The following is a 17452-nucleotide window of genomic DNA, read 5'->3' as shown; positions in this document are numbered from 1 at the left end:
TCGCGGAAATCTTCCAGGTCCTGATTCTATCGCATTTTCATCACGCGAACCGGTGCCCACTTCGCCCGAAAATGCTCCAGGAGCGATCCCCGCCACGAGCGGCCAGGCGTGCGCGCAGGCGCGGCGCCACCCAGTCCAGGAAGGTGCGGACTTTCAGGCTGCGCAGGCCTCCTTCTGCATAGGCGAGGCTGACGGGCAGCGCCGCAGCGAAAAATCGGCAAACCGCTAAAATGCGAGCAAAATCCGTATCGGTCGGCCAAGAGCTTGCCGGTTAGGGAGGAGCATCACAGCCCAGAACAGGCCATGACGTACTCAGCGCAAGACATCACAAACGCCCTCCTGCGGATCAAGGAGGATGGCTTCGTCCTCGACAACGACGCCTTCGGCTATGCCGCGATCAGATGGGACGCCCGCCGGCTGAAGCGCGACCTGCGCGAGGCCGGTTATGCCGGCCCCGAGCTGGCTCAAGGCCGGATGATGAACGAGGGTGAGTCGATCTGCTGGCTCTACAACCCCGACGCCGTCGCCAAGGACAGCGTCGATCGCCTCGCTGCGGCGCGGCACTCGGCGCTCTATGGCGAATAGGCGCTCGGGGTGATCGAGCCCCGCCAGTGCAAGCACCGACGGCGCCACTCTCCCTCACTGACGAGCGTCGCCGGCGCCTATCGTCCCCGCTGTTTGCAGCCGGGCGTCGTGGCTTCCTGTTCGAATGCGTCCGCTTGCCCTTCATAGGCGCTCGCCATGGCGGCCAGGCGAGCTGCGCCTTCGCTGTCCCGGGCCGTATCGGCCCAGCGGCGGCACATCAGCGCCTTGACGCGCAGGGCCTGAGCCTGCCGAACTCTGTCGTGGTCCATGGCGGCGCTCCAACACACCAGATCACCCTGCAGCTTGCGGCCGTCAGAGACGAAAGCGCTTCGATCGCGGGAGTGATCACGCGAGCCCGAACAGCTTGAGACAGATTACTGTCCAAGCAGGCTTTTGGATGCACAGGCCGAAATCAAAAACGCCTCGATCTGCTGTGACGCAGCTGTTCGTCGTCTTTGACGTCACCTTACTATTTGTTCGGCAAAGTGCTACGCCATGTTATTGGCAGCGTTAATGGCAGGAGTCAGAAACGGCAGGCCGCGAATATTAAGCATGTTTCCTGGCTGGAACTCCGAAGAGTACCGTATCACTATAAGTCCTACGCGGCGAAGGGGCTGCCAGTCGCTCAAGCGAATAGGTCCCGCGCCTGCGGCTTGGAGATCGTCGATATCAGATGAATGAGGGCGCTTGAGCACTCGGGATGATAGTCAACGATTGCCGTGTCGGACAGTTGGGCAATGCGTCGACTAGGTTTGCCCGGGCCGCAGCTTGTAGAAGACGTGCCGGCCGATCGTGTCCATCTTCTTCAGTTTCCGCGCCCAGTACGGCCGGACATAGTCGGCGTGGTAGTGGGTGGAGGCGCCAACCTCAGCCAGATAGGTCGTGCCGTCATAAACCTCGCGGGCGATGCGGACGGCGTCGCGCCAGGGGCCGGGCTCGGTGATGCGCAGCGCCTTGCCCTCGCAGGCGAAGGTGAACTGGCAGGCGAGATGGCGGCTGGCGTTCTGGTAGACCGCGCCGCAGACCGTGTTCGGGTAGAGCCCGCTCTTGACCCGGTTGAGAACGACCTGCGCCACTGCGGCGCGGCCCTGCTCGCCTTCCGAGCGCGCCTCGAAATAGACGGCTTCGGCCAGGCAGCGCTGCTCCTTGGCCATGTTCTCGGGCGCAATCAGGCTGGTGTAGATCTGCTTCTCGCTGGGGTCGACGGTGCGCAGGTCGATGGTCGTGCCGCGCTCCGACTTGGCGATGCGACTGCGCGATTTCGGCTCGGCGGCAACGGGCGCCATCTGCATCGGCGTGGCGGAGGCCGCTCCGGCGACGCCGGTGGCTGCGGGCGTGCTGGAGGACTGGCCGAGCGCCGTGGAGACGGACGGCGTCGAGCCGTCGAGGTTTTCCGGATTCAGTTCGCCATGGCGCGGAGAGCCGATGCTCTTCGGAACCGCCGTCGGCGAGGAATCGGACAGGGCCGGGTCGGTCATCCCCTCGTCGCGCAGGAAGGGTTCGAAGCCGAGCGGCGGCTCCTCCGGGCTTTCCTGCGCTTCGAGCGAAAAGCCGCCCGAGATCAGCCCGGGCTGGGTGTCGCCGAAGACGACCTGCTCGAGCTCGCCGGGTGGGCCGTTGCGGGTCAGCGTCGGACGTAAGGGCACGATCGGGTCGCCCTTGCTGCTGCGGTCGACCTGCGGGAAGGCGCTGGCCGTGCGCTTCATGTCCTCGCGCGGCTGGCGCGGGTCGATCGCGAAGGTCCGCTCGGGCGTTTCGAAGGAAAGTCGCGCCGGCTGGATCAGGCGGGCATAGGCGCGCTCTGGCATACGAAAGGCGCTGGCGGCCACGAGCAGCGACGGGCCTTCCGCAAGGTCGGAGAGCGCGCCCGGCGCGGTGCGGGGGATCAGCGAGCCCGGCGGGCCGAGGACATCGGGCTTCTGCCCGGCCGAAGCGGTGAAGGAGACCAGCATGCCTGCCGAGAGCGCCCAGGGAGCGACGGTCGCCAGCGCCCAGCGCAGCTTCTGCCAGCCCATTCGCTTCGATCGCCGACGCAGACGCAACTGACCCAGGCCCTCGTTTCGCAAAGACGACAGATGAGCGACCGCGAATCCCAATGATGCAAATTCGCGACAGTCGGATAATCCCTTGTCAGGGTTGAAAGGCGGTTAACGGCCGTCCGCTCGCGTCGGCAGCCCTCCGCCAAAAGACGGCTTTCCCGATCGGGGATTTGTCCCTTATGCTGCGCCGCAACAAAGGGAGAGAGACATGAATGCCACCGCCCTCAAGGCCGATTCCGAAGCCAATGCCGTCGCGTTGATCGCTGCCGCCTTGCCGGGCTTCGAGGCCTTGCTGGAGGAGGCGGTCGCAGCCGTCAGGCAGAAGGTGCTGGTCGACGGCCGGATTTCCTCGGCGAGGCTTGAGCAGGAGCAGCACGCTGCGCACGGCCTCTCCTGGCTCGCCACCTATGTGATGGGCCTGCGCGAGCTCAAGGCTTATGGCGAGCGCCTGCAGGCCGAGGATCGCTACGGCGCGATCGAGGACTACGCCATCCGGATCGGCGCAGGCGAGTATGCCGCCCAGATCTTCGGCGGCATCCCGATGAGCCAGGGCGAGATCGTCCGCCTACCGGCGCTAGGCCTGACGGCCAAGGCCGTCGCCGCCGCTTGCTCGGACGCGGCGGAGCAATTGATCGCCGAGGGCAACACGCCCGAGAACCGCGCCCGCTTCGTTGCCCTGTTCAGCCAGAGCCAGGGCCTCGCCAGCGTCGGCGATCCCGGCCTCGACGAGACGCTGGAAGCGATCCGCTCGGAGATGCGCCGCTTCTGCGAGCAGCAGGTGACGCCGCATGCCCATGAATGGCATCTTCAGAACGAGTACATCCCGCTGCCGGTAGTCGAGCAGATGGCCGAGCTCGGCGTCTTCGGCCTGACCATCCCCGAGGAGTTCGGCGGCATGGGCCTGTCGAAGGTCTCGATGTGTGTCGTCTCCGAGGAGCTCTCGCGCGGCTATATCGGCGTCGGTTCGCTCGGCACCCGCTCCGAGATCGCCGCCGAACTGATCCTGAACGGCGGCACCGACGAGCAGAAGGCCTATTGGCTGCCGAAGATCGCCTCGGGCGAAATCCTGCCGACCGCCGTCTTCACCGAGCCCAATACCGGATCCGACCTCGCATCGCTGCGCACCAAGGCGGTGAAGGACGGTGACACCTGGAAGGTCTACGGCAACAAGACCTGGATCACCCACCCGGTTCGCGCCGACATCATGACACTGCTGGTCCGCACCGATCCGGATGCGCCGGGCTATCGCGGCCTCTCCATGCTGATCGCCGAGAAGCCGCGCGGCACGGATGCCGAGCCGTTCCCGGTCGCGGGCCTGACCGGCGGCGAGATCGAGGTGCTCGGCTATCGCGGCATGAAGGAATACGAGCTCGCCTTCGACGGCTTCGAGGTGAAGGGGGAGAACCTGCTCGGCGGCGTCGAAGGGCAGGGCTTCAAGCAACTGATGCAGACCTTCGAGGCCGCCCGCATCCAGACCGCGGCGCGGGCGCTCGGCGTCGCGCAATCTGCCTTCGATCTCGGCCTGCGCTATGCCCAGGAGCGCATCCAGTTCGGCAAGCCGCTGATCGCCTTCCCGCGCGTCGCCGACAAGCTCGCCATGATGGCGGCCGAGCTCGTCATCGCCCGCCAGCTCACCTATTTCGCCGCCCGCGAGAAGGACGCCGACCGGCGCTGCGATTTGGAAGCCGGCATGGCCAAGCTCCTGGGCGCCCGCGTCGCCTGGGCGGCGGCCGACAACGCCCTGCAGATCCATGGCGGCAACGGCTTTGCGCTGGAATATCCGATCAGCCGCGTGCTCTGCGACGCCCGCATCCTCAACATCTTCGAGGGCGCGGCCGAGATCCAGGCGCAGGTGATCGCGCGGCGGCTGGTGGAGGGGTGAGGTGAGGCCTTTGGCCTAGAGGCTGGCCGCCGCTCGCGCCGCCTGGTCGTACTGGCCCGACAGCGAGCGCATCGCGGCGGCGATCTCGGACAGGCGGGCCGGATCCACGCCGGTCGCCAGCACCGATTTCACCAGCAATTGCTCGCGGATCTGGGCGTAGCGCTTACAGGCGTCCTCGCCCGCGGGGGTGATCGCGACGGTCTTTTCCTTGCCCTTGCGGCCGCTCTTCAGAAGCTTCAGGCGCTCGAGCTTCTTCAGCGAATAGTTCACCAGATGCGTGTCCTCGATGTTGAGGACGAGGCAGATGTCGGCGAGGCGCTTGGCCTTGCCGCGATGGTTGACGTTGTGCAGGACGAGCACGTCCATCGGCGTCAGCTCGGGAATGCCGGCGGCGGTCATGCAGCGCAGCATCCAGCGCTGGAAGGCGTGCACCGTCATCGTCAGCGCGAACTCGAACTCCGACAGCGCCGGCATCGCGCCGGAGGCGAGATGGCCGGAAGAGACGATCGGGCCGAGGTCGTCGGAAGGGAGCATGCTGTCTCTAGCCGAAAGAGGCGCGGTCCGCGGGGGGGCTCCCTTCTCCCCTCGGGGGAGAAGGTCCCGGCAGGGGGATGAGGGCAGTACGACTGGGTGAGAGTCGGACAGGTCGAGCCTATCCTTCCCTCATCCGTCAGCGCTTCGCGCTGCCACCTTCTCCCCCGAGGGGAGAAGGAAAGCATCGCGCCTCACATCTTCTTATAGGCGTCCACGATCGCCTGGCCGTCGGCGCCGGCCTTCTTCAGCCAGTCGGCGGTCAGCGTCTCGCCGGCCTTCTTGAAGCCGTCCTTGAGCGCCGGCGACGGGGCCTGCACCTTCATGCCCTTGGCCTTGAGCTGGTCGAGATACCAGTTGGTCTTCTCTTCCCACATCTTCCAGCCGCGGGCTTCGGCATCAGCCGAGGCCTTGAGGATCGCGTCCTGCGTCGCCTTGTCGAGGCCGGCGAAGGCGGCCTTGTTGACGAAGGTGGCGTTCTTCGGGATCCAGGCCTGGACGTCGTAGAAATGCGTCAGCGTCTCCCAGGCCTTCGAGTCGTAGCCGGTGCCGCCCGACGACATGAAGGAGTTGACCACGCCGGTCGCCAGCGCCTGCGGCAGCTCCGCCGCCTGGATGGTGACCGCCTGCATGCCGAGCAATTCGCCGAGGCGGGTCGTGCCGACATTATAGGCCCGCCACTTCAGGCCCTTCATGTCCTCGATCGTGTTGATCTCCTTCTTGGCGTAGACGCCCTGCGGCGCCCAGGGGACCATGAACAGGAGCTTGATCCCCTGGCTGTCGAGCTTCTTCTCGACCGCCGCCTTCGAGGCCGCATAGAGCTTCTTCGACTCGGCGAAGGAGGTGGCGAGGAAGGGCACGACGTCGATGCCGAAGACTGGGTCCTCGTTCTCATGCAGCGAGATCAGCACCTCGCCCATCTGGGCCTGGCCGGTCTGGACGGCGCGCTTGATCTCCGGCGCCTTGAACAGTGAAGCGTTGGCGTGGACGGTGATCGAGAGCTTTCCGCCGGTCGCCGCTTCGACGTCCTTGGCGAAGGTGGCGAGGTTCTCGCTGTGCGGATTGTCGGACGGATAGGCCGCCGGCAGGTTCCACTTCGCCTGGGCGAAGGCCGTCGGAGCGGCGAAGGCGAGCGTTCCGGCGGCGACGCCGGCGACGAGCAGGCCCTTGATGAAATCGCTACGCTTCATGGTGTTCTCCGTTCCCTCTTGGTGGTGGTTGCGCATCATTTCGGAAAAGCGAGTTCGGGCAAGACCATCACGATCTGCGGGAAGACCGTGATGATGGCGACGGCCGCGACGAGCAGAAAGAAGAAAGGCAGGGCGGCGAGCGCCACCGTGTTCGAATCCTTGCCCGACATGGTCTGGAGCACGAACAGGTTGAAGCCGACCGGCGGCGAGACCTCGGCCATCTCGACGATCAGCACCAGAAAGATGCCGAACCAGACGAGGTCGAAGCCGGCGGCCTTGATCATCGGGATCACGATCGCGGTGGTCAGCACGATCATCGAGATGCCGTCGAGCGCAGCGCCGAGCAGGATGTACATCACAGTCAGCGCCGCGATCAGCGCATAGGGCGACAGGTGCAGGCTATCGACCCAGGCGGCGAGCGCGGCCGGGATGCCGGTATAGGCCATCGAGGTCGACATGAACGAGGCGCCGGCGAGGATCAGCATGATCATGCAGGTGATCCGCGTCGTGCCCATCACGCTCGCCCAGAAGGCTTCCTTGGTGAGCGATCCAGACCACCAGGCGATGCCGAAGGAGCCGAGCACGCCCCAGGCCGCGCATTCCGTCGCCGTCGCCCAGCCGAGCAGTAGCGACAGGAAGACCAGCGCGATCAGCAGCATGCAGGGGATGAGGTTGGCCGATTCCCTGAGCTTCTCGCGCAGGCTCATCTTCGGCTCGGCCGGCGGCGCCTGCTCGGGGTGGAGCAGGTGCCAGACCGCGATGTAGCCGGAATAGAGCGCCATCACGAGCAGGCCGGGCAGGAAGCCGGCGAGAAAGACCTGGATGATCGAGACGTTGGCCGCCACCGCATAGACCACCATGGTGATCGAGGGCGGAATCAGGATGCCGAGCGTGCCGGCGCCGGCAAGCGAGCCGAGCGCGAGCTTCTCATTGTAGCCGCGCCGCTTCAGCTCCGGCAGCGCGATCTTGGCGACGGTGGCGCAGGTCGCCGCCGAGGAGCCGGAGACCGAGCCGAAGATGCCGCAGGCCAGCACGTTGACGTGCATGAGCCGGCCCGGCAGCCAGTTCAGCCAAGGGGCGAGGCCGCGAAACATCTCTTCCGACAGCCGCGTGCGGTAGAGGATTTCGCCCATCCAGATGAAGAGCGGTAGGGCAGCCAGTGTCCAGGAGGCGCTGTTGCCCCAGATGGTCGTGGCGAGCACGGAGCCGGCCGGGATGCCGCCGGCGACGAACTGCATCGCGACCCAGCCGCAGGCCATCAGCGAGATGGCGATCCAGACGCCGCCTGCGAGAAGGACTGCTAGCAGGACGAGCAGCAATGCGGAGATTTCGATCATCGCCATCGGTCAGACTCCGCTCGCCATGGCGCGCTCGACGATCTCCTCGTCGGATTGCGGCGGCGGCTTCTCGTAGCGCGGCGGCTGGCCGCGCAGCACGACATGGACGAACTCGTCGAGCATGGCGATGAACAGGATGACGAGGCCACCGGAATAGCCGAGCTGCGGAATCCACATCGGCATGGCGACCACACCGCCGGCGATATCGTTGAACTCGTAGGATTGCCAGGTCATCACCACGGCATGCCAGGCGAAGAAGCCGGCGAAGCCGAGGCCGAGCACCAGCGAGAACACCTCGAACACCCAACGCGTGCGGCCCTGGAAGCGGTCGATCAGCAGGCCGACCCGGATCATCTCGCCGGATTTGAAGGTGTGGGCGAGGCCGAGGAAGGCCATCGCCGCCATGCACCAGGAGGCGAAATCGTCGCCGGCCGGGATGTTGAAGCCGACCTCGCGGCCGATCGACAGGCCCATCATCAGGACGAGGATCGCGATCAGGAAGAGGCCGGCGGCGTAGCCGGCGAAGAGGTAGAGTCCATCGAGGAAGCGGCGGATCATGCGCGCGCGCCGAGACGATGCGTCGCCGCGCCGGGCCGCTCGGCCATGCGCAAAGCGGCGGTTGCCAGGACTGGTCCCGTCATGAAAGCCTCCCCTAAGATCGGCCCGGCCCCTCAGCCATGTCCCGATCGCTGATCGTCGATCCTAATCGGCGAAATGAGCTTGTCAACGTTTCATCGACGATTTATCGATGAAACGTCAAAGAGCCTTGTTGGCCAATAATCGGGGGATCAGATGACGAACGGCCGTTGGGACTTCTGGATCGACCGTGGCGGCACCTTCACCGACGTGATCGGCCGTGATCCCGCAGGCAAATTGCATGCCCGCAAGCTGCTCTCCGAGAATCCCGGAGCCTATCGCGACGCCGCCGTCCAGGGCATCCGCGATCATCTCGGCCTGAAGCAAGGCGAGCCGATCCCTGCCGGCACGGTCGGCGAGGTCCGCATGGGCACGACGGTCGCGACCAATGCGCTGCTGGAGCGCAAGGGCGACCGTACCTTGCTCGTCACCACCAAGGGTTTCCGCGACGCACTGCGCATCGGCTACCAGGCCCGGCCCGACATCTTCGCCAAGGAGATCATCAAGCCGGAGCAGCTCTACGACGCAGTGGTCGAGATCGAGGAGCGCGTCCTCGCCGATGGTACGGTCGAGAAGGCCGCAGACGAGGCCGCGATCCGCGCCGCCTTGCAGGCTGAGTTCGATGCCGGTTTCCGCGCTGTCGCCATCGCCTTCATGCATGGCTATCGCTACCCCGCGCATGAAGAGCTCGCCGCCAGGGTCGCCCGCGAGATCGGCTTCCCACAGGTCTCGGTCAGCCATGAGGTCTCGCCCCTGATCAAGCTGGTCGGGCGCGGCGACACCGCCGTGGTCGACGCCTATCTCTCGCCGATCCTCGCCCGCTATGTCGCGCAGGTCTCCGAGGAACTCGACATCGCCCGCACCGGTGCGCGGCTGATGTTCATGATGTCCTCGGGCGGCCTCACCGCCGCCGACCTGTTCCAGGGCAAGGACGCGATCCTCTCCGGCCCGGCCGGCGGCGTCGTCGGCCTCGCCGAGACCGGCCGCTCGGCCGGCTTCGACAAGGTCATCGGCTTCGACATGGGCGGCACCTCGACCGACGTCGCCCATTTCGACGGCGAATACGAGCGCGCCTTCGAGACCGAGGTCGCCGGCGTGCGCATGCGCGCGCCGATGATGCTGATCCATACCGTCGCTGCAGGTGGCGGGTCCATTCTGCATTATGACGGCTCGCGCTTTCGCGTCGGCCCAGATTCCGCCGGCGCCAATCCCGGCCCGGCCGCCTATCGCCGCGGCGGCCCGCTCGCCGTGACCGACGCCAACGTGATGGTCGGCAAGCTGATCCCGTCCTATTTCCCGGCGATCTTCGGCCCCGGCCAGGACCAGCCGCTCGATGTCGCGACGGTGCGCGAGAAGTTCGCCGCGCTCGCCGCTGAGGTTGGCGATGGTCGGTCGCCCGAGGAGGTCGCAGACGGCTTCGTCCAGATCGCCGTCGCCAACATGGCCGAGGCGATCAAGAAGATCTCGGTCCAGCGCGGCTACGACATCACCCGCTATGCGCTGAATTCCTTCGGCGGCGCCGGCGGCCAGCATGCCTGCCTCGTCGCCGATGCGCTCGGCATCAAGACGGTGCTGCTGCACCCGTTCTCCGGATTGCTCTCGGCCTATGGCATGGGACTGGCCGAGATCCGCGCTACGCGCACCGCGGCGCTCGACGTGCCCCTCGATGCCGAGGCCAAGGCCGCGATCGGCGTGCTCGCCGACAGGCTTGGCGCCGAGGCCAAGGGCGAGGTTGCAGGACAGGGCGTGCCGGATGGCGACATTGCCATCCATGTCCGCGCCCATATCCGCTACGCCGGCACCGACACCGCGATCGCGACACCCTTCGGCAGCCGCGCCGAAATGCAGGACGCCTTCCAGGCGGCGCACAAGGCCCGCTTCGGCTTCATGGACGAGACCAAGGCGCTGGTCGTCGAGGCCGTCGAGGTCGAGGCCGTCGGCGGCGGCGCCCGTTTCGAGGAGGCTGCGGCAGCCGAGAGCGCCGGCGATCCGGAGGTCGCCGAGCGCACCCGCTTCTTCTCCAGGGGGCAGTGGCACGAGGCGGCGATCGTCCGGCGCGAGGCGATGGCCCGCGGCCAGGGCATTGCCGGCCCGGCGATCGTGATCGAGGCGAACCAGACCGTCGTGGTCGAGGATGGCTGGACTGCAAAGCTGACCGCCAAGGACCATCTCGTCCTGACCCGCAGCAAGGCGCTGGTTCAGAACGCTGCGATCGGCACCAAGGCCGACCCGGTCATGCTCGAGATCTTCAATAACCTGTTCATGTCGATCGCCGAGCAGATGGGCGTGACGCTGCAGAACACCGCCTATTCCGTGAACATCAAGGAGCGGCTCGACTTCTCCTGCGCTGTCTTCGACCAGACCGGTGCGCTGGTCGCCAACGCGCCGCACATGCCGGTGCATCTCGGTTCGATGGACCGCTCGGTCGAGACGGTGATCTCGAACAATCCGGTGATCCGCCCGGGCGACGTCTACTGCCTGAACGCGCCCTACAACGGCGGCACGCACCTGCCCGACATCACGGTCTGCACGCCGGTCTTCGACAACGAGGACAAGCAGATCCTGTTCTGGGTCGCGAGCCGCGGCCACCACGCCGATGTCGGCGGCACTGCGCCGGGCTCGATGTCACCGCTGGCGACCAATATCGAGGAAGAGGGCGTCTATATCGACAACTTCAAGATCGTCGATCAGGGCCGCTTCTGCGAGGAGGGGCTGGTCAAGCTCCTGACCGGCGCGCGCTATCCCGTCCGCAATGTCGTCCAGAACGTCAACGATCTGAAGGCGCAGATCGCCGCCAACGAGAAGGGCGTGGCGGAACTGCGCAAGATGATCCGCTCCTTCGGCCTCGACGTCGTCCAAGCCTATATGGGCCACGTCCAGGACAACGCCGCCGAGAGCGTCGCGCGCCTTTTGACCCGCCTGCATGACTCCGAGTTCACCTATCCGATGGACCAGGGCTGCGCGATCAAGGTGAAGATCACCATCGATCGCGAGAAGCGCGAGGCGACCGTCGACTTCACCGGCACTTCGCCGCAGCGCGAGGACAATTTCAACGCGCCGGCGCCCGTCACCCGCGCCGCCGTGCTCTATGTCTTCCGCGTCATGGTCGACGACGCGATCCCGATGAATGCCGGCTGCCTGCGCCCGATCAAGGTGATCGTGCCGGAGGGCTCGATGCTGGCGCCGCGTTATCCAGCCGCCGTCGTCGCCGGCAATGTCGAGGTCAGCCAAGCCGTGACCAACACGCTGTTCGGCGCGCTGGAGGCGATGTCGTCCTCGCAGGGCACGATGAACAACCTGACCTTCGGCAACGACCAGTACCAGTATTACGAGACGATCTGCTCGGGCTCGCCGGCCGGGCCGGGCTTCAACGGCACCTCGGGCGTCCACGTCCACATGACCAATTCGCGCCTGACCGATCCGGAGATCCTGGAGACGCGCTTCCCGGTCGTGCTGGAGGACTTTCACATCCGCGCCGGCTCGGGCGGCAAGGGCGAATGGAATGCCGGCGACGGCACCAGCCGCACCATCCGGTTCCTCAAGACGATGGACTGCGCCATCCTCGCCTCGCATCGCAAGGTCAGGCCTTTCGGCATGAAGGGCGGCGAGCCCGGCGAGCTCGGCAGGACGCTGGTCCGGCGGCTTTCGGGTGAGATCGAAGAGCTGAAGCCATCGGACCAGACGCTGCTGCAGGCCGGCGAGGCTGTCACCGTGATCACGCCGACGGCCGGCGGCTATGGAAAGCGCAAGGGCTGAGGCTTAGGTCTGGTCTTCAAGACGGAGACGACCATGCCCCAGACCTGGATGATCACCGGTGCCAATCGCGGCATCGGCCTGGCGTTGACGATGGAATTGCTGCGACGGGGCGACCACGTCGTCGCCGCGGCGCGCGATCCCTGGGGCGGGGCTTTGGCGGAGGTCGCCGGCGGGCAGGCCGGGACGCTGACTCCGCTCGAACTCGACGTCACCTCCGACAAGAGCGTCGCCGCAGCCAAGCAGGCGCTCGATGGCCGCCCGATCGACGTGCTGGTCAACAATGCCGGTGTCTACGGCCCGCGCGACCGGCAGTCGGCGCTCGACATGGATTTCAACGCCTGGCGCGAGGTCTTCGAGGTCAATGTCTACGCCCCCTTGCGGGTGGCGCAGGCCTTCCTGCCCAATGTCGAGGCGGGCACCGGTCGCAAGATCGTCACGATAAGCAGCCGCATGGGCTCGATCGGCAGCAATCCCTCCGGCGCGATCGCCTATCGCTCCTCGAAGGCGGCGGTGAACATGGTGATGGTCGGTTTCGGCAATGCGGTGCGCGGCAGCGAGGTCGCGGTGCTGCTCTTCCATCCCGGCTGGGTCCGCACCGACATGGGCGGAGGCGGCGCCGACATCCCGCCGGCTGAGAGCGCCGCCGGGTTGATCGCTACGATCGACGCCTCCGGCATGCGCGAGACCAACAGCTTCCGGAACTGGAAGGGCGACGAAATCCCCTGGTAGGGGTTCAGCTGCCGCGGGTCGAGGCGAGCCAGAGCCCGCCGCCGATCAGGAAGCCACCGCTGACCTTCGACATCAGCTGGACGCGCCGCTGCGACAGGAAGCGGCCGGCCCGGCCGGAGAGGATCGCATAGGCGCTGTCGCTGACCGCGGCGAAGAGCATGGCGGTCGCGCCCATGATTGCGATCTGGGTGGCATAGTCGCGGGCCGGGTCGAGGAACTGCGGGAAGAAGGCGCCGAAGAAGACCAGCGTCTTCGGATTGCTCAGCGCCACCAGCAGTCCCTGCAGGAAGAAGCCGCCGCGCGGCGGGCGCGCCTCGATCGCGCCCTCGGTGATCTCGCCGGCGCTGCGATACATCTTCCAGCCCAGCCAGATCAGATAGGCGGCGCCGGCGAGCCTGACCCAATCGAACCAGTGGCCCATCGCCGCGATCACCGAGCTCAGCCCGATGCCGACGATCGCGATCATGATCACGCGCCCGGCCTGCGTTCCTGCCATGTTGAGAAGCCCGGCGCGGCTACCATGCCTCAGGCTGTTGGCGATGATCAGCGTCACCGTCGGGCCGGGAACGATCACGATGACGAAGCAGGCGACGAGATAGGCGGCGAAGAGTTCGAGTGACATGGAATAGCCTCCGACGGCGGCCGCCTCGCAGGCGGCGCGTCATTCCTCTCCTGTTTGCGGAGGTCTGTCGAGAGAGGGGAGAAAACGCGTGGCGAATCGCGAGTTTCAGGTCGTCCCGCTGACGCCGGAGCTTTGGCCGGCGCTCGAGGATCTCTTCGGCCCGCAAGGGCCCTGCTATGGCTGCTGGTGCAATCATTTCCGCATGCCGCCGAAATTGCGCAAGCCGTTGCTTGGCGAGGGAGCGCGCCAGCTCTTCGAGAAGCGGGTCGAGAAGGGGCCGCCGCCGGGCGTGCTAGCCTTCGCCGGCAATGTCGCCATCGGCTGGCTGCAGATCGGGCCGCGGGCGCATGTGCCCGAATGGAATAATCCGCGCCGGGCCTCGACGCCGCTGCCGGATGCGCCGGCACAGGATGAGCGCAACTGGGCGGCCTCCTGCTTCTTCGTCCGCAAGGGCTTTCGCGGCAAGGGCGTCACGGCGGTGCTGCTGGCTGGCGGGCTCGATTTCGCGCGGGCGAGCGGCGCATGTTTGGTCGAGGCCGCGCCGATGGACAACGAGGCCAGGCGCAGCGCCGACGGGCTCTATGTCGGTCCGGAGAGCGTGTTCCAGCGCGCCGGGTTCGTCGAGGTCGCCAGGCAAAAGCCGGGTCGGCCGCTGATGCGCTGCGTCCTGTAGCGGAAGCGCCTTCGCAAGGGTGTCGAAAGGGTCGGTGTCAAGCCAAATATTTTATATTTTTTAGATACTTAGCTGGCTCCGTTAAGGATCTGTTTGTCTCGCATTTGCGAAAGCTCTGCTCGCTGACGAAGCGGTGAAGACGATGCGGCCGTTCGGGCTTACAGCCAAGATCACTGTCCTGTTCGCGATCTTCGGGATCGCGGCTGCCCTCGGTTTGGCGAGCGCGGTCAGCGGGCTCGATTCCGTCCACGAGATCGACAGCGAGGCCTTCTCCGGACAGCAGCTCGCCAACAAGGCGGCGTTGCTGTCGAGCCGGGTCGCGCAAGCTTCGCTCCTCAGCCGTTTCGACGATGCGACGGAGCCAGGGGCGGTCGCAACCGCGCTCGACCAACTCGATGAAGCGGTCGAGCTGGTCGATGCCGCACGCGCCAATCTGCTGTCGTCGCTGCCTACCGGCCAGCGCCAGGTCAATGCCGTGCTCGACCCGCGCATCAGGACCTTCATCGCCTTCCAGCGCGACATCGTCGATATCGGCCGGCGTGTCTCGCCCAAGGCGGCGCTGATCGAGGCCTCAGCCGCCGAGGCGCGCGAGAACGTCCGCCAGATCATCGCGGCTACGGCGCGGCTCCGCGACGATCTCGATCGCCAGGCCGGCCTCGCCGCCAGCCGCGCCCGCGCTCTGGCGCAGGAAGTCAGGCTGCGCGTGATCCTGATCGCAGCCGGTCTTCCGCTGGCGGGTGGTCTGCTCGCGATCCTGCTGCTGCGGACCTATCTGACGCGGCCCCTGCGCGTGCTGATGGAGACCATTGCGAAGGTCACCTCCTCGGATCGTGCAATCGAGGTGCCCTACGGCAAGCGGCGCGACGAGATCGGTCAGCTTGCCCGCACCGTGCGCACGCTGAGCGAGGTCCGCGCCACTCTCGTCACCCGCGATGCCGAGGCCGATCTCGCACAGCAGCATCGGCAGCATCGGACGGAGGAACTGCACAGAATCGCCCAGGAGTTCGAGGCGCGCATCGGCCGTCTGCTCGCCGATATCGGCCGGCTGAGCGAGGGCCTGCGCGCTGCGCTGGACGCCTCCGCCCTCCGTGCCGGCCAGATCTCGCACAGCGGCAATGCCGCGGCGCAGGCCGTCGCCGGAGCCGGTGACGAGGCGATCCGCATCGCCGATGCGGCGGTACGGCTGGAAGCGGTCGTCGAGCAAATCAATCGCGAGGTCAGGCGCGTCTCCGAGACAGCGAGCCTCGCGACCCGCGACGCCTCCGGCACGGTCGGCCTGGTCGGCCGCTTGACCGAGAACGCCGGCAAGATCCGCGATGTCGTCCAGCTGATCGAGGCGATCGCGCGCCAGACCAACCTGCTCGCACTCAACGCCACGATCGAGGCGGCCCGCGCCGGCACGCATGGCCGCGGCTTCGCCATCGTCGCCAGCGAGGTCAAGGCCCTGGCGACCCAGACCGCCGACGCGACGGCGCAGATCTCGATGCGGATCGCGACCGTCGACACGGCGCTGTCGCAGGCTGCGCAGGCGATCACCGGTATCGCGAGCCGCGCCGGCGCCGTCGAGCAGGCGAGCACCGAGATCTCGACCATGGTCGCCTCGCATACCGGCCTGCTGCAGGGGCTTGGTGAGACCATCGCGCGCATCTCGGTGGTCACCGGACAGGCGGCGGCCGCGGTGACGACGATCGCCGGCGCCGGTGTCCAGACCACGGCGCATGCCGAGCAGGGCGCGAGCGGCGCCCGCCAGCTCGACGAACGCATCTCGGCGCTGCAGGCCGAGGCCGACGAATTCGCCCGGCGCCTGCGCGCCGCCTGAACCGGCTTGCCTTGGCCGCCCGACTCGCGGCCTTGTGCGCCATGCCCAAAAGCATCTGCAACCTCCCATGAGCTGGTCGCCGCAGCAGGACGCGGCGCTCGCCGCCGTGGCCGATTGGCTGAAGGTCGGCTCGCCACAGCTCTTCCGCCTGTTCGGCTATGCCGGCACCGGCAAGACCACGCTCGCCCGGCATATCGCCGAGGGCGTCGACGGCACCGTCGTCTTCGCCGCCTTCACCGGCAAGGCGGCGCTCGTGCTGCGCAACAAGGGCTGCGAGGGCGCGCAGACCATCCACTCGCTGATCTACCGCTCGCGCGGGGTCGACGAGGAGAGCCCGACCTTCGTGCTCAATCGCGAGAGCACGGCGGCCAAGGCCAAGCTGATCATCATCGACGAATGCTCGATGGTCGACGAGGAGCTCGGGCGTGACCTGCTCTCCTTCGGCACGCCGGTGCTGGTGCTCGGCGACCCCGCCCAGCTTCCGCCGGTCAAGGGCGGCGGCTTCTTCACGGAAGGTCAGCCCGACGTGATGCTCACCGAGGTTCATCGCCAGGCGGCCGACAACCCGATCGTGCGCATGTCGATGATCGTGCGTGAGGGCGGCCGGCTCGAGGTCGGCGACTATGGCGCAAGTCGGATCATAAGGCGCGCCGAGATCACGCCGGAGCTGGTGCTCTCGGCCGATCAGGTGCTGGTCGGCCTCAACAAGACGCGCCGGCTCTACAATGCCCGCATGCGCCAGCTCATGGGCCATACCGCCAATGTCCCGGCAGTCGGCGAGAAGCTGGTCTGCCTGCGCAATGACAAGAGCAAGGGCTTGCTCAATGGCGGCGCCTGGATCGTGCAGGAGCTCAAGACCTCGAAGAAGGGGCTCGTCACCATGCGAGTGACGCCGGAGGACGACACCGGCGGCAAGCCGGTCAAGGTCTCGGTCATGCCGAATTTCTTCGACGGCACCGAGGACGAGGTGCCCTGGGAACTGCGCCGCCACACCGACGAGTTCACCTTCGGCTATGCGCTGACCGTCCACAAGGCGCAGGGCTCGCAATGGGACAACATCGTCATGTTCGACGAGGCCTTCGCCTTCCGCGAGCACCGGGCCCGCTGGCTCTACACCGGTCTGACCCGCGCGGCCGAGACGATCACGGTGGTGATGTAAGCTCTGCGAGCAGGCGGGCGCGCTCCAGGTCCTTCGGGCGCCCGAACCCTGCGATGATGCGCCTGAGCTCATCCCGCTCGGGGATGTAGACGGTCGCCGAGCCGAGAGTGACGGCCCGACGCGTCACTGGCTGCACCGGATGCCAGGCATCGCCGACGCGATGCTCGAAGCCGGCCATGAGATCGACCGGCACGGGCTGCGTTGCCCATTTGGCCAGGACCTTGGATCTGAACAGCGGGCTCGGCGGCGCCGGATAGGGTTCGATCCCGATCAGCGGCAGGATACGGCCGATATCCTCGACGCTGAGCAGGACATCGACGTCGGCAACGGTGATCGGCCTGGCCCCATGCAGGGCGGCGGCCGCGCTGGCGATGATCCACCAGGGATCGCGTGCCGCTTCCATGATTCTTGCGACGGAATCGAGGGTCTCGATCAGGGGCGCGGGCAGGTTCATGAGCCGCCTATAGCAGCCCTCCAGGTTCTGCGGCGAGCCG

15 protein-coding genes are annotated in these 17452 nt (G+C 66.8%); 7 read left to right on the top strand and 8 right to left on the bottom strand.

Translation table 11 applies throughout. The features are described 5' to 3' along the window. Positions 1-303 precede the first annotated feature (303 nt). On the top strand, positions 304-585 hold the full coding sequence (locus BMZ21_RS07900) for a hypothetical protein (protein ID WP_091831593.1): 282 nt from the start codon (positions 304-306) through the stop codon (positions 583-585). A gap of 77 nt (positions 586-662) precedes the next feature. Here the strand turns inward: BMZ21_RS07900 and BMZ21_RS07895 are convergent, their stop codons facing one another. Continuing rightward, entirely contained in the window at positions 663-854 is a 192-nt protein-coding gene (locus BMZ21_RS07895) for a hypothetical protein (protein ID WP_091831591.1), read from the bottom strand. A 477-nt stretch (positions 855-1331) separates the two neighbouring features. Further along, positions 1332-2600: a cell wall hydrolase gene (locus BMZ21_RS07890; protein ID WP_091831588.1), complete on the bottom strand. Its 1269-nt coding sequence runs from the start codon at positions 2598-2600 to the stop codon at positions 1332-1334. A gap of 232 nt (positions 2601-2832) precedes the next feature. On the opposite strand from BMZ21_RS07890, the gene BMZ21_RS07885 reads away from it, so the two are divergent. Then, a complete protein-coding gene (locus BMZ21_RS07885; protein WP_091831586.1) occupies positions 2833-4506 on the top strand; it encodes an acyl-CoA dehydrogenase family protein in 1674 nt (557 codons plus the stop codon). A gap of 15 nt (positions 4507-4521) precedes the next feature. Here the strand turns inward: BMZ21_RS07885 and BMZ21_RS07880 are convergent, their stop codons facing one another. The 4 genes from BMZ21_RS07880 to BMZ21_RS07865 all read right to left on the bottom strand — a co-directional run bounded on the left by BMZ21_RS07880 (position 4522) and on the right by BMZ21_RS07865 (position 8122). After that, the gene (locus BMZ21_RS07880; protein ID WP_091831584.1) at positions 4522-5040 is read right to left on the bottom strand and encodes a winged helix DNA-binding protein; all 519 of its coding nucleotides are present in this window, start codon (positions 5038-5040) and stop codon (positions 4522-4524) included. Positions 5041-5231: 191 nt separating this feature from the next. Beyond that, on the bottom strand, positions 5232-6227 hold the full coding sequence (locus BMZ21_RS07875) for a TRAP transporter substrate-binding protein (RefSeq protein WP_091831582.1): 996 nt from the start codon (positions 6225-6227) through the stop codon (positions 5232-5234). A 35-nt stretch (positions 6228-6262) separates the two neighbouring features. Next, positions 6263-7570 carry a TRAP transporter large permease gene (locus BMZ21_RS07870; RefSeq protein WP_091831580.1) on the bottom strand — a complete coding sequence of 436 codons (1308 nt, stop codon included), beginning with the start codon at positions 7568-7570 and terminating at the stop codon, positions 6263-6265. A 3-nt stretch (positions 7571-7573) separates the two neighbouring features. Next, entirely contained in the window at positions 7574-8122 is a 549-nt protein-coding gene (locus tag BMZ21_RS07865) for a TRAP transporter small permease (protein ID WP_091831578.1), read from the bottom strand. A gap of 234 nt (positions 8123-8356) precedes the next feature. Here BMZ21_RS07865 and BMZ21_RS07860 point away from each other — a divergent pair, with 234 nt between their 5' ends. Next, positions 8357-11956: a hydantoinase B/oxoprolinase family protein gene (locus BMZ21_RS07860; RefSeq protein WP_091831576.1), complete on the top strand. Its 3600-nt coding sequence runs from the start codon at positions 8357-8359 to the stop codon at positions 11954-11956. Positions 11957-11989: 33 nt separating this feature from the next. After that, positions 11990-12685: an SDR family oxidoreductase gene (locus BMZ21_RS07855; protein ID WP_091831574.1), complete on the top strand. Its 696-nt coding sequence runs from the start codon at positions 11990-11992 to the stop codon at positions 12683-12685. Positions 12686-12689: 4 nt separating this feature from the next. Here the strand turns inward: BMZ21_RS07855 and BMZ21_RS07850 are convergent, their stop codons facing one another. Next, positions 12690-13307, bottom strand: a complete 618-nt coding sequence (locus tag BMZ21_RS07850) for a LysE family translocator (RefSeq protein WP_091831572.1) — start codon at positions 13305-13307, stop codon at positions 12690-12692. A gap of 88 nt (positions 13308-13395) precedes the next feature. Here BMZ21_RS07850 and BMZ21_RS07845 point away from each other — a divergent pair, with 88 nt between their 5' ends. From BMZ21_RS07845 to BMZ21_RS07835, 3 genes are all read left to right on the top strand, one after another. Further along, positions 13396-13980: a GNAT family N-acetyltransferase gene (locus BMZ21_RS07845; protein ID WP_091831570.1), complete on the top strand. Its 585-nt coding sequence runs from the start codon at positions 13396-13398 to the stop codon at positions 13978-13980. Positions 13981-14122: 142 nt separating this feature from the next. After that, positions 14123-15799, top strand: coding sequence for a methyl-accepting chemotaxis protein (locus tag BMZ21_RS07840; protein WP_091831568.1), 1677 nt, complete (start codon positions 14123-14125; stop codon positions 15797-15799). A gap of 67 nt (positions 15800-15866) precedes the next feature. Then, complete coding sequence (locus tag BMZ21_RS07835; protein WP_091831566.1) at positions 15867-16958, top strand: ATP-dependent DNA helicase; 1092 nt, start codon at positions 15867-15869, stop codon at positions 16956-16958. Here the strand turns inward: BMZ21_RS07835 and BMZ21_RS07830 are convergent. After that, complete coding sequence (locus BMZ21_RS07830) at positions 16942-17412, bottom strand: hypothetical protein (RefSeq protein ID WP_091831564.1); 471 nt, start codon at positions 17410-17412, stop codon at positions 16942-16944. The two genes, BMZ21_RS07835 and BMZ21_RS07830, sit on opposite strands and share 17 nt — an antisense overlap. Positions 17413-17452: the final 40 nt, after the last annotated feature.

The sequence above is a fragment of the Allobosea lupini genome (genome assembly GCF_900109525.1).
Lineage (GTDB): Bacteria > Pseudomonadota > Alphaproteobacteria > Rhizobiales > Beijerinckiaceae > Allobosea > Allobosea lupini.
Note: the sequence above shows the minus strand (reverse complement) of the source record. Positions and strands in the feature narration are given on the sequence as shown.

Coding starts and splice junctions, on each gene's coding strand:
- BMZ21_RS07880 (WP_091831584.1), bottom strand. CDS start 5,040: ATGCTCCCTTCCGACGACCTCGGCCCGATCGTCTCTTCCGGCCATCTC.
- BMZ21_RS07840 (WP_091831568.1), top strand. CDS start 14,123: ATGCGGCCGTTCGGGCTTACAGCCAAGATCACTGTCCTGTTCGCGATC.
- BMZ21_RS07855 (WP_091831574.1), top strand. CDS start 11,990: ATGCCCCAGACCTGGATGATCACCGGTGCCAATCGCGGCATCGGCCTG.
- BMZ21_RS07870 (WP_091831580.1), bottom strand. CDS start 7,570: ATGGCGATGATCGAAATCTCCGCATTGCTGCTCGTCCTGCTAGCAGTC.
- BMZ21_RS07875 (WP_091831582.1), bottom strand. CDS start 6,227: ATGAAGCGTAGCGATTTCATCAAGGGCCTGCTCGTCGCCGGCGTCGCC.
- BMZ21_RS07835 (WP_091831566.1), top strand. CDS start 15,867: ATGAGCTGGTCGCCGCAGCAGGACGCGGCGCTCGCCGCCGTGGCCGAT.
- BMZ21_RS07885 (WP_091831586.1), top strand. CDS start 2,833: ATGAATGCCACCGCCCTCAAGGCCGATTCCGAAGCCAATGCCGTCGCG.
- BMZ21_RS07900 (WP_091831593.1), top strand. CDS start 304: ATGACGTACTCAGCGCAAGACATCACAAACGCCCTCCTGCGGATCAAG.
- BMZ21_RS07850 (WP_091831572.1), bottom strand. CDS start 13,307: ATGTCACTCGAACTCTTCGCCGCCTATCTCGTCGCCTGCTTCGTCATC.
- BMZ21_RS07895 (WP_091831591.1), bottom strand. CDS start 854: ATGGACCACGACAGAGTTCGGCAGGCTCAGGCCCTGCGCGTCAAGGCG.
- BMZ21_RS07830 (WP_091831564.1), bottom strand. CDS start 17,412: ATGAACCTGCCCGCGCCCCTGATCGAGACCCTCGATTCCGTCGCAAGA.
- BMZ21_RS07865 (WP_091831578.1), bottom strand. CDS start 8,122: ATGATCCGCCGCTTCCTCGATGGACTCTACCTCTTCGCCGGCTACGCC.
- BMZ21_RS07890 (WP_091831588.1), bottom strand. CDS start 2,600: ATGGGCTGGCAGAAGCTGCGCTGGGCGCTGGCGACCGTCGCTCCCTGG.
- BMZ21_RS07860 (WP_091831576.1), top strand. CDS start 8,357: ATGACGAACGGCCGTTGGGACTTCTGGATCGACCGTGGCGGCACCTTC.